The sequence below is a fragment of the Corynebacterium bovis DSM 20582 = CIP 54.80 genome (assembly GCF_030408615.1).
GTDB classification, from domain to species: domain Bacteria; phylum Actinomycetota; class Actinomycetes; order Mycobacteriales; family Mycobacteriaceae; genus Corynebacterium; species Corynebacterium bovis.
In genome coordinates, this window is record NZ_CP047187.1 from 1844377 (window position 1) to 1859982 (window position 15606).

A 15606-nucleotide genomic window follows, 5' to 3' on the forward strand; every position below is an offset into this window, starting at 1 on the left:
GTACCATTGCCGGCATGGCAGCTCCCATGCCCTCCGACGGCGCCCGCCGGACCCCACCCGGCCCCAGGTCAGAGGCCGTTCAGGACCGCCGGAAGGGTGGCCTTCTCCGCCGCGTCCTGTGGCGCTGTTTCCATCACCGGGGAAGTCTCGACGAAGGCCTCAGCGACCTGCGCTCCACCCTCGGCTTCACCCGTGACCTGCACGACCACCGGGACCCCACCGAGGTGACCGTCGCCACCCCGACCCGGAACCACGCGCGCGTGGTGATGTACGTCCCGGACATGGACGGGCAGGCAGACTCCGGCGAGATCGTGTGGACGGACATCCGCCGCACCCGCGAGTCCCCGGTCGAGCAGCGCGCGGTGCTCGTCGTCGGGCGCTACCACCACCGGATCCTCGCGCTGCTCATCAGCTCCAACCCGCAGCACGGGGACGAGGACAACTGGCTGGCCATCGGCTCCGGCCCGTGGGACCCCAGCGGCAACGAGTGCTGGGTGCGCCTCGACAAGGTCGTCGACATCCCGGAGTCCCAGATCCAGCGCAAGGGGGCGGTCATGCCGGAGCGGCGGTTCGAGCGGATCGGCACGCGGCTGCGGCGGGACTACAGCTGGAACTGACGCGGCGGGGCGGCACCGGAGGGATTACAGGGACTCCCCCGGCCCGTGCTAGCCTGTTCGGGTTCACACCTCGTCACCGGGGTGTCCGTGCCGCAGACCGCAGGACCTTGGGCGGGCTGTCAGAGACCGCGCGGACACGCAGGCCCGCTGACGTGGGGAGACACCGGTCCGGGCGGGTGCCCGGGCCACTGATGGAGAACACCGGAAAGAGGTAGGTCCAGACATGGCCAACATCAAGCAGCAGAAGAAGCGCGTCCTGACGAACGAGATCCGCCGTCGGCGGAACCAGGCCATCCGGTCGCGTCTGCGCACCGAGCACCGCAAGTTCGAGGAGCTCGTCAAGGCCGGCGACAAGGACGGTGCGGAGAAGCAGCTCCGCACCGCGTCCCGGCTGTACGACAAGGCCGTGACCAAGGGCACGCTGCACCGCAACAATGCGGCGAACAAGAAGTCCGGCATGGCCGCGATGTTCAACAAGATGAACTGACACCCCGTCGGTTCCCGTGACCGCCCCGCCCCACCGCACCGGTGAGGCGGGGCGTTTGCTGTCGGTGCTGTGGGTGCTGTGGGTGCTGTGGGTGCCGCCCGTGCTGGACGGGATCGACGTACCGTGCGTGCGGTCCTGCCGCCGCGACCGCCCCTGCCGCCCCTCCTGTACGTGACGCCCGGGATGCGGTAGATTCGGACCCAGGTTTTAGTGGAGGCAACCCTAACCTCGCATGCCTCCTGTGGTGAGCAGGCGGTGAGCGGCCGGTGTGCAGGCGGAGCACCGCGCCCCGCCGACCACCACGCCCGACCGTCCCGTCCACGCCCGACCCACAGGAGCGCCCCGTCGTGACCGACCCCACCTACCGCCACGTCCGGGATGTCCTGTTCGCGAAGCTCTCGCCCACGCGGCGCAGCACGCTCGAACAGTTCCTCGTGCCGGCGGTGAGCTCGATGGTGAACCTCACCGTCGGGCAGGCGGCGCGGGTGGCGCTGGACCTCGCCGACCGGGTGGGCATCTACGACCTGCCCGGGTGGCAGGCGGTCGACGCGGCGGCGCACATGGACATCCGCCCGGAGGTGGAGTGGCGGATGTTCGGCCACACCCCGCGCCCGGGCGCGCCGTTCGCGGAGCTCACCACGCCGCCGTCGCGGCCCGAGCCGGTGCGCGGCCGGCCGGAACCCGTGCGGTACTTCCGCCGTCAGGATGTCGTCGCACCCGTGAGCCGGCTGCACCCGACGTCGCCGCACCCGACGGTCATCTCCATCGCCGACTCGATGCTCGCCTGGCACATGCGTATCAATCCGAATTCGGGGACGGACCCGGTCGCCTACGCCGGGATCCACCCGAGTTTCGACCGTCGGATGGAACTCATGGCGGGGAATGTGTGGAAGATCGGTGCGGTCCTCACGTTCTCGGACTGGCCCGGGGAGAACGACGTACCCCTCCACGGACCGGCCGGGCACGCCGGCCGCCGGCCGTCCGACCGGTCGCGCGCGACGGACACGACGACCCCGGCGTGCCGGGTCGAGTTGCACGGCGCTCCCCTGCCCGGCGCAGTCGCGGGCCGGGCGGACGACACCCCGGTCTGGTACGTCATCACGTTGCGGCCGGATCTCGGCGACGCGACGTTCACCGAGTTCTGCACGGGTCTGGCGCACATCTTCCTCAACCATGTGCCCCGGGTGTGGACGCACCGCGCCCGGGAGCGGATGGACCACTCCGCCGCCGCGGCGCCGATCGAGGCGCAGGCGGCGGGGGCGATGGCGGCGGTGCGGCTGCGCGGCACGGAGATCGCCGAGCGGGTGCACGCCCAGGCGATGCGGCACATGGCGTCGCTGTCCGTGCCCGACCCGATGGACCCGGGGAGCGACCTCGGGGCGGAGTTCGGCGGGGAGTTCGGGGCGGACGCGGAGGCGGAGTTCGGTGCGGAGTTCGGTGCGGACGTCGAGGCTGACCTCGGCGCGGACTTCGGCGCGGACGTCGAGGCGGAGTTCGGTGCGGACTTCGGCGCCGACGCCGACGCCGACGCCGACGCACACGCAGACACCGAGGCAGACCGCGACACCGGCGCAGGTCACACGGCCCGCACACCCCGGACCGCGCCGGACGACCGGCCCCGCCTGCCCCTCAACGACTTCCGCCGGGCGCTCACCGGCCCCGACCCGCTGCCGGACGACGTCCGCTGGGACTGCGTCCTCGCCGCGGTCGACGCCGTCGAGTCACTGCTGCGCGGCGACACGCTGCCGATGCGCGTCGCCGACTGGTGACGCGACGCCCGGCCACCACCTGCGGTCACACCGCGCCGCACCGGCCCGGGGCCGACGGGTGAGGCGGCGGAGGACGGCGTCGAACCCGACCGGGACGGACCGCACCCCACCGGGCACGGCGGGCGATTGACCCGGGGCCGCCCCCGTGTGCGAGACTGAGGGCGTTCTCACCGGCCCCGTGACCGTCCCGCCACGTCCACGGGGCCGTCGGCTGTGACACAGAAGGATCCTGGCAATGACTACACGGACTCGGCGCAGCTCCCCCCGGGCCGACCGCCTCATCCCGGCGCTCATGGGCACCGCGATCGGCGACAGCTGGGGCTACCCCTACACGCTGCCGCCGCAGCCGACGTCGACGCCGCAGCCGGAGGATCCCGTCATCAGCGACGACACGCAGATGTCGCTGGCGCTCATCGCGGCGATGGACCGGATCACGTCACGCGGGCTGGCCCGGGTCACGGGGATGCAGGAGATCGCGTACGAGTTCATGGACTTCAACCGGGACGCGGACAACGACCGGTTCCCGGGGCGCGCGGTGGTCACGGCGCTGGACCTGCTCGACGAGCTCGGGCCGGAGCACTGGCCGAAGGCGACGACGCACTCCGGCGGGTGCGGGTCGATCATGCGGTTGACCCCGGCGGCGCTGCTCGCCGACGAGGGGACGCAGATGGGGTGGGCGGTGACCCAGGGGCTCATCACGCACAACAGTCCTCTGGCACGGGCGTCCACGGTGATGCTCACGGCTGTGCTCCTCGCGGAGCCGACGGAGGACCTCATCGACGTGGCGCGGGGGGTGGCGTCCAACCCGCTGCTCACCGAGGACCGGCTGCTGACGGACGAGGAGAAGGAGTCCCTCACCGAGGACGTCCGCCGGGCCCTCGTCCACGACATCCCGGGGCAGAACCGGCCGGTCCTGGAGCTGCTGGACATGGCGGCCCGGATCCGCGAGCACGTCAGCCCGACGCTCGCCGACGGGGACACCAGCGACGTGCTCGCCGAGGGGCGGCGCATCACCGAGGTGCTCGGGCGCAGCTGGGACGCGGGCAGCGCCCTGACGTCCGTCGTGCTTCTGTCACAGCTGTACCTGGACAACTGGCGCACCCTGCCGCCCGAGGACATGATCCATGTGGCGGTGAACTGGCCGGGGAACCGCAACAGCCGCGCGTCGCTGGTGGGCTCGGTGCTGGGCACGCTCACGGGCGTGGACTGGGAGCGGGACGGGGCCACCCCCGCGTTCGAGGACAGGTACGACGCCGCGATCCGCTCCGGTGTCTGGCGCGGGTTCAGCCGGCAGTAGGTCGTCCCGGCGCGGGGGCGTGGGGCTGTGGGGCGTGGGGGTGTCCGCGGGCCGCGGCCGGCGCCGCGGTAGGCGGGCGCCCGCCCGGCGCGGGGGCCTACCGCGGGCCGGCGAGCTGCGCGATCTCCCGGACCGCGTGTTCGACGGCGTATTCGGCGTCCGCGGAGTGGCCCTTGACGCCGGCGTCGAGCTCGGCGACGACCTGCACCGCCCGCGCGACGGCCGCCGGGGTCCACCCGCGGGCGATGCCCACGGTCTTGTCCAGCTTCCACGGCGGCATCCCGTACTCCGCGGCCTGCCGTTGGGCGTTGATCCGTCCCGCACCCTGCACCTTCGCGATGTCCCCGACCATGCCGGAGAGCGCGGACGCGAGGAGGACGTTCGGCACGCCCAGCTGGAGGGCCCGTCGTGCCGCCCCGACGGCGGCGTTGACCTGCCCACGGACGGCGAGTTCGGCGACGTCGAAACCACTGACCTCCGCCTTGCCGGAGTAGTACCGGGCGACGGCGGCCTGGGTGACGGACCCGTCGGTGTCCGCGACGAGCTGGCTCACCGCGCTGGCGAGTTCCCGCAGGTCCGTGCCGACGGCGTTGAGGACGGCGAGGGTGACGTCGGCGGTGACGCGCACCCCGTGCCGCCGGAACTCGCCGTCGACGAACCCCTGGCGCTCGCGGCCCTTGAGCTCGGCGGCCTGGTGGACCTGCGCGCCCTTCTTCGGCAGGGAGGTGACGAGGGACTTCGTCCGCCCCTTGCCGGTGTGTTCGAGGATGAGGACGACGCCGTCCGGCGGGTCGGCGACGGCCTGCTCGATGAGCGCGACGGTCTCCTTGCCCGCGTCCTCGAGCCCGGAGACGACGATGATGCGGTCCTCGGCGAACAGCGAGGGGCTGAGCAGTTCGGCGAGTTCCGGGCCGCTGAGTTCGCTGACGGTGCGGCGGTCGACGGGCAGGTCGTCCTGCCCGGCGGCGGTGCGGGCGGCGGCGACGATCTCCTGCCGGCGCCGTTCGGCGAGGAACGGTTCGCCGCCGACGATGAGGTTCACCGGGGCAGGCGGGCCTGCCGGTGTGCCGCCGGGTGCGCCGCTGCCCGACTGTCCGCCTCGTGCCTGTGTCCGTGCCGCCATGCCGACCATCCTAGGCGTCGGGCCGGTGCGCACCGGTGTCGCCCGCGCCCGGCCCCGGGTCACGTCCGCCACTCCCCCGCCTCCGTCCCGTCACCGCCGCCCCGGTACGGCGAACCACTGACCGCCATCCGCTCACCGCCGCCCCGGTACGGCGTGGAGCCCGTCGGGCAGGAGCACGAGCAGCCCGTCGGCGCACGGGTACGCCACCGGCACCCCGGAGCTCGTCCGGGTCGGCATGCCCCGGCTCCGCGTGCACCGGGTGACGACGTACATCTCCGGCGGCGCACCTCCCCCGCCGAGGCGTGCCCGGTCGGCCCGGAGCACGTCGTCCTCCGTCGGCATGACGACGACCTGCGGGCCGGCGTCCGCACCCGCCGGCCGGGGGGCACCGTCCGGGAGGCCCCGCGCGCACGGCGGGGGCGGTTGGTCTGGTCGGGCCACGACCACTCCCCGCGTGCGGTCGCCACCGGCCCGACCGGGGCACACGGCGACGCTCCAGCCGGCGAGGTCCCCCGGGTCCTCCGCCCACCGCCGGTCGAGCGTCGCCCCGGCCGCGGTGCCGGACGCCCCCGGCCCGGCGGGCCCGGTGACCTCCGCGTAGGGACCGACGACCACAACCCCGGCGCGCCATCCGGCGACCCCGAGCACGACCGCCACGGAGACGGTGGCGATGCACACGTCGGTCCGGTCCCATGCGTGTCCGGATCGCGCCCACCCGCCGCTCCGCCGCCCTGCCCGCGCCCACCCGCTGCTCCGCCGCCCTGCCCGCGCCCACCCGCCGCTCCGCCCGGCCTCCCGCCCGGTGGCCCGCCGGCGGGAGGGGTGCGTCGTCGGCCTCCTCACCAGGACCCACACGACCGAGCCGAGCACCACCGCCCACACCGCGGCGGACGTCCACGACGCCGGCCCGCGGACCACGGGCACCCCGGCGAGGGTGCGGGCGACGACGAGCACCCACTCCGCCGCCGGGACAGCGGGGGCGAGCAGCACCGTCGCCGCGCCGGGCCACGCCCCGGAGACGACCGCCGCGACCGTCCCGCTGACGGTCACGACCGGAACCACCGGCCCGACCAGCAGGTTCGCGAGGATCGCCGTCGGGGACACCACACCGGTCATGTGCACGACGACCGGGGCGGTGACGACGTCCGCCGCGACCGCGACCCCCACCGCACGGGCGATGACGCCCTCCCACCCCGGGGCCTGCCCGCCGTGGCGTCGGACGCGCCACCCGGTGAACCGCGTGCCGAGCAGCCGGCCGAGCGACACGATGCCGACGGTCGCCACGACGGACAGCACGAAGCCGTAGGACACGGCCAGCCCGGGGTCGACGGCGGTGAGCACGATGACGGCGAGACTCACCGCCGCCACCGCGTGCGCCCGGCGGGCACTGACGACGGCGATGAGACCCACGACGCCCATGACCGCCGCCCGCAGGACCGACGGTTCAGGGCCGATGAGCACCACGAACCCCGCGAGCGCCACGGCCGCGACGACCACCCGTCCGGCCGGCCGCAGCCCCAGGACGGCGGCGAGGGTCATGGCCGCGCCGGTGACCACGGCGACGTTCGCGCCGGACACGGCGGTGAGGTGGCTGAGCCCGGTCGCCAGCGCGGCCTGCCGGTCGGTGGGCGACTGCCCGCTGACGTCGCCGACGACCATGCCGGGGATGAGGTCCCCGGCCCCGCCGGGCAGTCCCTCCGCCGCGGTGCGCAGCCCGGCGCGGACGGCCGCGGCGACGGACCACAGCCCGCCCGGGTCGCCGAGCGGCTCGACGGGCCGGGTGGTCGACAGCGTCAGCGGCACCAGCCCGGCCCGGTCGCTGAGCTCCGCGGTGCCGGTGACGAGCACGGACTGGCCGGGCATGAGGTCGGCGGCGCCGGCCGCGTGGTCGGGGCGGATGAAGACGGGGACGGTACCGAGGCCGTCGACGTCGACGTCGAGGACGGTCGTCCCCCGGTGACCTGCCGCGGTGTGCCGGCGACGTGGACGGTCTCCCGGACCCCGGTGCGGCCGCCGGCCCGGGCCCGGGCGAGCCACGGGTGCCGGTCGGCGTCGCCGGTCCGCCAGGCGGCGAGGACCGCCCACGCGGTGGCGGTGACCGTGCTGAGCCACAGCGTCGGCGCGCAGGCGCTCCACCACCGGCGGGCGGTGTGCGCCCGGCCGGTGAGGAGGTGCCCGCGGCGCCGTCGGCGACGGTCCCGGTCCCGGATGACGACGCCGCCCACCGCCAGCGCGACGGTCACCACCACCCCGGCGACCGCAGGGCCCGGCCCGCGGGCGACGACCGTCACGGCGACGGCCGCCCACGCGGCCAGGGCGACGGGGACGAGGCGCAGGTCCGGGCCGCGTCGCCGGCGGACGGCCTCCGGCGACCGGTCGAGCGCCCGCCCCGGCCCCGGCCCCTGCCCCGGCCCGCCGACCGGTACGGCGCCACGCCCGCCGCCCCCGGGCGCGCGGTCCCTACACGGTGACGGCACTGCGCATCGCCTCCAGTTTCGCCGGGCCGATGCCCTTGACCTCCATGAGCTGGTCGACGCTGCCGAACGGCCCGTTCTGCTCCCGCCACGCGATGATCGCCTGGGCGGTGCGCGGGCCGATCCCGGGGATGGTGGTCAACGCCGCCTCGTCGGCGGTGTTGATGTTCACCGCCGCGCCGGCCCCACCACCCGGGGCCCCCGGGCGTCCCGGCCCTCCCGCGCCGCCGGGCCGGGCCCCTGCCCCGCCCGGCGCACCGGCCCCGCCTCCCGGGGCACCACCGGGAGCTGGACCGGGGGCTGCCCCGGCCGTGGCGGCGGGGCGGCCCACCGCGGACTGGCCCGGGTAGGCCACGGTGGAGCCCTGGTCGTCGACGGTCACCTGCATCCCGTCGCTCACCGGCTCGGCGAGGTTCACGCCGGCCAGCACCGCCCCGGGCAGGGGGCCGCCCGCCCTGTCGAGGGCCTCGCCGAGGCGTGTGCCGTCGTCGACCCTGATGAGCCCCGGGGTGCGCACCATCCCCTGCACGGAGACCACCGGGCGGACCGGCGGCGACGGGTCCTGCCCCGGCGTCCCTGCACCGCCGGCGCCCGGCCCGCCCGCGTCGGGGTGTCCCCGCTGACCCGACGGCCCCGCCGCCCCCGACGTGCCGCCGGGCGTTCCGCGTCCCCCGGGGCCACCGCTGGCGGGCGCGGTGCCGGCGGAGGGGCCCGTCGTCACCCCCGGTGGCATCCCGACGGCGACACCGGCCGGGCCGGCGACCGTGGCGTCGTCCCCCTGTCCCGTCGACAACCAGCGCGCCCCGGCGACGGCGACGAGGACGAGCAGCACGATCCCCACCGCGCCGGCGGCCGCGCGCGGGCTGATGCGACGCCGCACGTCGAAGTCGATGTCCGCGACCTCGTGCCCGGGCATGGGTTGGGCGAGGGCGCGCACGCGGTCTTTCACACGGCTGGCGGCGGGCTGGCGGGTGAGGAGATCCATGCGGACCATGGAACGACTTCGGGGGGACGACGCCGCCCGTGCGCGGCGCATCGCCCCAGGTGCCTGTGGATGAACCGGATGCTGTGGATAACGCCGCGGAGCGGGGACGGCGGGCCGGCGCGGTCAGCCGGGCACGGTCAGACGGGCGGGGCCGCGAACGGCCCGGTCAGCCCGATGCAGGCGCGGCGCGGTCAGCCCTGGACGGCGGGGCGGCCCCGGTCGGCCCGTCCGCCCCGGCCACCCAGCTCGCCCCGGTCGCCCAGCTCGCCCAGGTCACCGGTGGTGCCGGCGGGCCCCCGCCCGGCGCGGTGCCGGCCCCGGGAGCGACTGTCCGGCCGGCTGCCCTCGCGGACCGGTCGACGCCCGGCGACGGGACGCCGGCCGTGCACGGCGGGGGCAGGGGCGGCGTCGGCACGGTCGGCGACCGCACCCTCCGCATCGGCACGGCCCCGCGCCCGGGCCGCACCGCGGGCGGGCTGCCGCCGCCGGTCGCGGACGGCCGCCACGACGGGCGCGGCGATGACGAGGGTCCAGCCGATGCACGTCATGACCTCGCCGGTCAGCGGCACCGGTCCGACGGACCCCACGGCGTTGTGGCTGAGCACGAGCAGGAGTCCGGCCGCGCCGGTGACACCGCCGAAGAGCCGCGGCGCCGCCCGCAGCGTGAACACCGCCGGAATGAGGAACAGCGAATAATACTGCTGTCCCAGTGTTGCGACGACGAATGTGCCACTGAGGAGAATCGTCGACATGGCGCACGCCCAGGCGAAACTCCGGTGCCACAGCCGGGCCGTGACGGTCCACATGCCCACGACCACCCCGACGGCCACGACCACCCCGACGGCCACGACCACCCGCAGCCCGACGACCAGCACCGCGGGCCACCCGTGGGCCGCGCCGAGGCCGGCGATGGACGCGTTGGCGTAGGAGCGGACGATGCGCAGGTACGGCATGAGCGTGGTGCGGTAGGCGTCCGCGTCCGGCAGCAGGAGGTAGCCGACGACGTTCGCGACGACGGGCACCGCGACGGCCGCGCCGAGCAGCAGGAACCGCCGGCGCAGCAGGGGCAGGAGCAACAGCACGGCGAAGAACGGCTTGACGAGGATGAGCAGGCCGAGCGCCACCCCGGGGACCGCCTGACGCGCCACCCCGCCGCCGGCGGCCCGGCCCCGGCCGCGCGCCACCCCGTCACCGTCACGGCCACGTCGGCCCCGCCGGCCGGGCCGCGCCACCGCACCGTCACCGTCACCCCGGCCCCGCGGCGGGCCCGCGACGCCGACGAGCACCACGGCCAGCAGCGCGGAGAGCACGCCGTTGATGTTGGAGAACCGGAGGGTGTTCGTCACGGACTCGGTGAGGAACACCCCGGCGAGGGCGAGGGGGAACAGCCACCCCGTGAACGACAGTCGGGCACGACGCCACAACCAGGCGAGCCCCGCGATGACCCCCACGGCGTTGATACAGACGAACCAGAATCGGGCGACTTCCGTGTCACCCGACACCGCCGCGATCGGCGAGAGGATGACGGTCGCCCCGGGCGAGTAGAGGTAGTGCGGCGTCGCGTCGCCGAGGTACTCGGTGTACACGGCCTCTCCCCCGAGGAAGCGGGACAGGGCCTCGTAGACCCGCGAGAAGTCGTCGGTCCGCTCCCCCTGCAGCGGCAGGACGAACGTGCGGTGGAGGATCAGGCCGACGGCCAGCACCCACGCCACGGTCCGTGCCCAGGACCGCCGGGTGTCCACCGCAGCCGGGCCGGCCTGCCGGGTGTCCGTCGTGGCCGGACCGGCCTGCCGGGCGCGCAGGGACGACGCATCAGCACTCACCCTGTCTCTCACCGTCCTCACACAGCTGCAAACGACACACAACCGTTCATTATTACCACAGCACTGGTGCTACCGGCCGGTGCGCTGCACAAACGCGCCGGATGCAGGTCGGTCGGCCCGCCCACGACCGGCCCGCTCGGAACCCGGCCAGGTGTCCGCCCGCCCACGACCGGCCCGCCGGGACCCCGGCCAGGGGTCGGCCCGCCCCGCCGAGTGGACCACACCCGCCGGGTCAGCGCACGACGAGGGAGACGGCCACCGACCCCGGGCCGGTGTGCACCGCGATCGCGGGGGTGATGGCGACGACGCTCACCTCGACGCCGTCCGGCAACGCCTCGACGAGCGCCCGGCGCAGCCGCTCCGCGGTCTCCGCGGCCTCGGTCTGGTGGATGCACACGGCGACCTCCGGAGCGCGCCCGGCGGCGTCACCGGCAGCGTCACCGGCACCACCGGCGTCCCCGTCCTGCTCCGCCGCGCCGGCGACATCGCCATCGCCATCGCCGGAAGCCGGGTCGCCCGGGCGCGCCGCGTCCCCGCCGGCACCGTCGCCCGCGCCCGCCCCGGCCGCGGCACCAGCACCGCTCCCGGCCCCGGTCCCGCTCCCGGCACCGCCCCCGGCCGCACTGTCCCCGGCCTCCACCGGCTCCGCCCCGGGCTCCGCCACCGGACCGTCACCGTCGCCGGCGTCGGCGTCGTCCCCGAGCACGTCCCGGCACGCCCCGGCGACCATCGCCACGAGCTTGTCGAACGCCTTGGCCTGCGTGCGGGACTTCGCCGCGAGCTCCAGCCGCCCGTCGGCGAGGTGGAAGATCGGCTTGATCGCCAACGCCGTCGACAGCAGCGAGCGGCCCGCCGACAACCGTCCGCCGCGCCGCAGCGCCTCCAACCGGTGCACGTACAGCCACAGGTGCGCCCGCGCGACGACGGCCTGCGCGCGCGCCACGCACTCCTCCAGGTCGGCTCCCCCGGCGGCGGCGCGGGCCGCGGCGAGCGCCGCCTCACCGAGCACCATGCCCGCGGAGTTCGTGTCCACGACCCGCACGGCCCCCTCGTCGAAGACCGCCGCGGCCTGCACGGCCGCCGACCACGTGCCGGACAGTTCCTTCGACAGGTGCACGGCGACGACACCGTCGTCCCCTCCCCGTTCGAGCAGCCGCGCGTACGTCGCCGTGAGCTGCAGCGGCCCGAGCCCGGACGTCGACCGTTCCTCGCCGTCGCCCATCGTGTGGAGGTCCAGGACGGTGATGCCGTGCTCGCGCGCGGTCGCCCGCGGCAGGCAGGACGCGGAGTCCGTCACGACCATGACCGTCACGACCGTCCCCCTTCGTCCGCGTTCGGCGTCCCCCGGTCGGGCGGCGCGCCCACCCCGACGTTCCAGCCCTCGAGGACCCAGCGGTACGACGACGCCCTCTCCCCGCGACGCGCCTCCGCGCCCGCGGGCGTGGCGGGCCAGCCGGCCGCGTCAGGCGTGGTGGGCCGGCCGGCCGCGCCGGACGCGCCGGTGACGCCGGCCGCCGACCCCGCCGCGGGGGGCTGCGGCGCCGGGGCGGCGTCGTCCCCCACGGCGAGGAGCTGCGACCACCGGCAGTTCCCCAGCCCACCGAACATCGGGTAGTGCTCGACCGGGATGTCCAGCAACCCCGAGGTCAGCGCCGAGATCGACCCGCCGTGCGCCACGACGACGACCGCCCCGCCCGCCCACAGGGCGTCGTCGGCGAGGAGGTCCGCGACCCCGGCGGTCGTGCGGCGCATGACGTCGACCCGGCTCTCGCCCCCCGGCGGGGCCCACGTCGGCGTGCGGCGCCAGTGGGAGCGGTGGCCGGGGAAGTCGCCGTCGACCTCCCGGTGGGTGAGCCCCTGCCAGCGGCCCAGATCCGTCTCCCGGAAGCGGTGGTCCGTGCGCACCCCGAGGCCGTGACCCGCGGCGACGATCTCCGCGGTCTCCCGGGCGCGGACGAGGTCCGAGCTCACGACAGCCCCGACGGGCCGCCCGGCGAGCACCTCGGCGACCGCGCGGGCCTGCGCCCGGCCGACGTCGCTGAGGTCCGTGTCCAGCTGCCCCTGCATCCGGCGGCCCCGGTTGAACTCCGTCTCGCCGTGGCGCAGGAGGATCAGCCGCCGCTCCGGGGCGGGGGACGGGGACCCGGTCGCGGCGGACGTCGACGCGGCCGGACCGGACGTGGACGCGGCCGGACCGGACGTGGACGCGGACGCGGACGCGGACGGCACGGTGGCGGCCCGGTCCGGCGCGGCGGGCGCGGACGAGGGGTCAGGCGTGGCGGGACTCATGCGGGTGGTCTCAGAAACTGTCGGCGTCCGGGGCCGGGCCCGCGAGCGGCAGATCCTCGACGGACGCGGCGTCGACCGGGTCGACCTCGACGTCCGACGCCCACGCCCCGCGGTCGGCCTGCTCGACGCCCTCGACCTCGATCTGCGGGCAGTCCCGGTACAGGCGGTCGAGCGCGTAGTACTCCCGCTCGTCCCGGCGCTGCACGTGGACGATGAGCTCACCGTAGTCGAGCAGCACCCAGCGGCCGTCGCGGTGGCCCTCCCGGCGGTTCGGCTTCACGCCCTCCTTCTCGGAGAGCTCGGCCTCGATCTCGTCGACGATGGAGTCCACCTGGCGCTCGTTGTCCCCCGAGCACAGCAGGAACACCTCGGTAATGGCGAGCCGGTCGGAGACGTCGAGGACGAGGATGTCCTCGCCCAGCTTCTCGTCGGCGGCGCGCGCGGCGATTCCGGCGCGGGTGATGGCTTCGGTACTGGCGGTCAAACGGTCCTCCAAGTCAGGGGCACGCCGGCGATGGGCGTGGGTTGGCGTGTCGAGCAGGGGTGCTCCGGTGGGCGGCGTCCCGGTGGGCGACGTCCCGCCCCGGCGGCCGGTGCCGCGTCCCGGGGGCGGTGTCCGGACGCCCGCAACCCGTCAACCCTACCCCGCCCGACCGTCCGGGCGCTCACGGTACATGCCGTGCTTGCCGATGTACTGCACCACACCGTCCGGGACGAGGTACCACACCGGCCGACCGGACGCCGCCCGCTCCCGGCAGTCCGTGGAGCTGATCGCCATCGCCGGGATCTCCACGAGCGACAACGTGCCCCGCTCGATCTCCCGGGCGAGCGTCTCCCGCACCCCGTCCAGGTCGTGCCCGGGGCGGGTCACGCCGACGAAGTGCGCGAGGTCGAACATGCCCTCCCAGTCCCGCCAGGTCACGATCCGTTCCAGGGCGTCCGCCCCGGTGATGAAGAACAGCTCCGCATCGGGGTACTCGGCGCGGATGTCGTGGAGGGTGTCGACGGTGAACGTGTCCCCCTCCCGGTCGATGTCCACCCGGGACACCGTGAACCGGGGGTTCGACGCAGTCGCGATGACGGTCATGAGGTAGCGGTCCTCGGCGGCGGAGACGCCGCGGTCACGTTTCTGCCACGGTTGTCCGGTCGGCACGTACACGACGGTGTCCAGCCCGAACATGTCCGCGACCTCGCTGCCCGCGACAAGGTGGCCGTTGTGGATCGGGTCGAACGTGCCGCCCATGATGCCGAGCCGGAGCCTGCGCGACGACCGCTGCGCCGCCTGCACGCCGCACAGCTCGCTCGACGAGCGCGCCGGGGCGGCGTCGCCGCCGGTCGGGTGGTCGGTCGTGGTGCCCGGGGCGTGGGTCGGCTCGTGGTCCGGCGCGGTGTCCGGGGCGTGGTCTCCGGCCGTGTCCGGCGCGGTGCCCGGCGCGTGGTCCGCGGCGTGGTCCGGCGCGTGGTCCGGCGCGGACGCGGTCTCCACGCCGTCGGTACTCCTCCTGTGGTCCGTCACAGTCGTCATGGTACCGAGCCGGGCCCCGGACGCCGATCCCGGTCAGCGGCCCGACCGACGCCGCGGAGCATCTAAGCTGAAGGCATGACTGGTCACGCGGAGGAAAGCCGTCGTTCAGAGCAGCAGCCGGATGCCACCGGCGCCGCGTCGCCTCCCACCGGCACGTCCGCCCCGACCGTGGCCCCCGCCGGCACCGCTGACGGCACCGCCACCCGGCCGCGCCCCCGGAGCGCCCGGACCGCCCGGACCGCACCCCGCCCCCGCCGGACGCGCCACGGTATCTCCCCGTGGGTGCCGAACCAGCACGGTGCGTGGCCGATGCTCGTCGCCGGGCCGGTCGTCGGCATCGCGTGGGCCGCCGTGCTCCTCGGCGTCATGGCCGCCGACGACCGCGCCCCCGGCCTCCACGGCACCGCGGGCACCGTCATCGTCCTCGTCGCGGCCGTCGTCGCGTGGTTCGCCGGCTACTTCGCCTTCTTCGCCGCCGGGATCTGGCTCCGCGCGAAGGCCCCGGCGAAGCGCGCGGCCGCACTCCGGCCGACGCTCCTCTACGGCGCCGTCGCGCTGGTGGGTGTCGTCGTCGCCCTCCTCCTGCAGCCCCACCTGCTGTGGTGGGCGATCCCCGTCGCCGCCGCGTCGGCCGTCGCCGTCGGCGAGACCTGGCGCGGGACGCCGCGGTCCGTGATCTCCGGGGTGGCGACCGTCGTCCTGTGCGCCGTGACCGTGCCCGCCCTCGCGTCGACGGGCATCGGCGCGGCCCGCGCGGTCGCCGAGGGCGTGACCTGGGGTGCGGGGGCCTCCGGCCCGTTCACGACGGCGGTCGTCGAGGGGCTCCCGGCCGCCGTGTGGGTCGCGGCCGTCTGGTCGTTGCTGTACAACACCGGCACGATCCTCTACGTCAAAACCATGATCCGCGAGAAGGGCAACCGGGCGTTCCTCGCCGTGTCGGTCGGCTACCACGCGCTCATGCTCGTCGCCGTCGTGGCGACCGGGTGGGTGCGCGGGGTGCCGACGGCGGCGGTCGTCGTCATGACGCTCGTCGCGGCCGCCGCGCTCGCGCGGTCCGTGCTCGTCCCCCGCGCCGCCGCCCGCGCCGCGGCGGGGGTGTGGACGCCGAAGGCCGTCGGACGCCGGGAGATGCCGCTGGTCCTCGGCACACTCGTGGCGTGCCTGCTCACGGCGCTGCTCTACGGCGGCGGGTTCACCGTCGTCGTGTGACCCCCCCG

At 75.6% G+C, this 15606-nt stretch carries 13 protein-coding genes; 5 read left to right on the plus strand and 8 right to left on the minus strand.

Features of this window, described 5'->3' with window-relative positions; all coding sequences use genetic code 11:
• Window positions 1–14: 14 nt before the first annotated feature.
• From CBOVI_RS07455 to CBOVI_RS07470, 4 genes are all read left to right on the plus strand, one after another.
• Window positions 15–617: a type II toxin-antitoxin system PemK/MazF family toxin gene (locus tag CBOVI_RS07455; RefSeq protein WP_232625917.1), complete on the plus strand. Its 603-nt coding sequence runs from the start codon at window positions 15–17 to the stop codon at window positions 615–617.
• A gap of 223 nt (window positions 618–840) precedes the next feature.
• Complete coding sequence (gene rpsT, locus CBOVI_RS07460) at window positions 841–1104, plus strand: 30S ribosomal protein S20 (RefSeq protein WP_010272662.1); 264 nt, start codon at window positions 841–843, stop codon at window positions 1102–1104.
• A gap of 347 nt (window positions 1105–1451) precedes the next feature.
• Window positions 1452–2873: a hypothetical protein gene (locus tag CBOVI_RS07465; RefSeq protein WP_010272660.1), complete on the plus strand. Its 1422-nt coding sequence runs from the start codon at window positions 1452–1454 to the stop codon at window positions 2871–2873.
• A gap of 235 nt (window positions 2874–3108) precedes the next feature.
• A complete protein-coding gene (locus CBOVI_RS07470) occupies window positions 3109–4170 on the plus strand; it encodes an ADP-ribosylglycohydrolase family protein (protein WP_010272658.1) in 1062 nt (353 codons plus the stop codon).
• Between the two features lie 97 nt (window positions 4171–4267).
• Here CBOVI_RS07470 and holA read toward each other — a convergent pair whose 3' ends face one another.
• The 8 genes from holA to nadD form a co-directional block, all read right to left on the minus strand.
• Window positions 4268–5212, minus strand: coding sequence for a DNA polymerase III subunit delta (gene holA, locus CBOVI_RS07475; RefSeq protein WP_010268637.1), 945 nt, complete (start codon window positions 5210–5212; stop codon window positions 4268–4270).
• A 213-nt stretch (window positions 5213–5425) separates the two neighbouring features.
• Entirely contained in the window at window positions 5426–7330 is a 1905-nt protein-coding gene (locus CBOVI_RS07480) for a ComEC/Rec2 family competence protein (protein ID WP_125186177.1), read from the minus strand.
• 423 nt (window positions 7331–7753) lie between these two features.
• Entirely contained in the window at window positions 7754–8752 is a 999-nt protein-coding gene (locus tag CBOVI_RS07485; RefSeq protein WP_125187276.1) for a ComEA family DNA-binding protein, read from the minus strand.
• Window positions 8753–8943: 191 nt separating this feature from the next.
• Window positions 8944–10575: a glycosyltransferase family 87 protein gene (locus CBOVI_RS07490; RefSeq protein ID WP_183273607.1), complete on the minus strand. Its 1632-nt coding sequence runs from the start codon at window positions 10573–10575 to the stop codon at window positions 8944–8946.
• A gap of 232 nt (window positions 10576–10807) precedes the next feature.
• Window positions 10808–11878: a DegV family protein gene (locus CBOVI_RS07495; RefSeq protein ID WP_221190393.1), complete on the minus strand. Its 1071-nt coding sequence runs from the start codon at window positions 11876–11878 to the stop codon at window positions 10808–10810.
• Window positions 11879–11883: 5 nt separating this feature from the next.
• Window positions 11884–12864, minus strand: coding sequence for a histidine phosphatase family protein (locus CBOVI_RS07500; protein ID WP_125187274.1), 981 nt, complete (start codon window positions 12862–12864; stop codon window positions 11884–11886).
• Between the two features lie 10 nt (window positions 12865–12874).
• Window positions 12875–13348: a ribosome silencing factor gene (gene rsfS, locus CBOVI_RS07505; RefSeq protein WP_010267809.1), complete on the minus strand. Its 474-nt coding sequence runs from the start codon at window positions 13346–13348 to the stop codon at window positions 12875–12877.
• A gap of 156 nt (window positions 13349–13504) precedes the next feature.
• A complete protein-coding gene (gene nadD, locus CBOVI_RS07510) occupies window positions 13505–14107 on the minus strand; it encodes a nicotinate-nucleotide adenylyltransferase (protein ID WP_029157833.1) in 603 nt (200 codons plus the stop codon).
• 564 nt (window positions 14108–14671) lie between these two features.
• Here nadD and CBOVI_RS07515 point away from each other — a divergent pair.
• Window positions 14672–15598 (plus strand): YwiC-like family protein, encoded by a 927-nt coding sequence (locus CBOVI_RS07515; protein WP_125186447.1) that lies wholly within the window; start codon window positions 14672–14674, stop codon window positions 15596–15598.
• Window positions 15599–15606 lie beyond the last annotated feature (8 nt).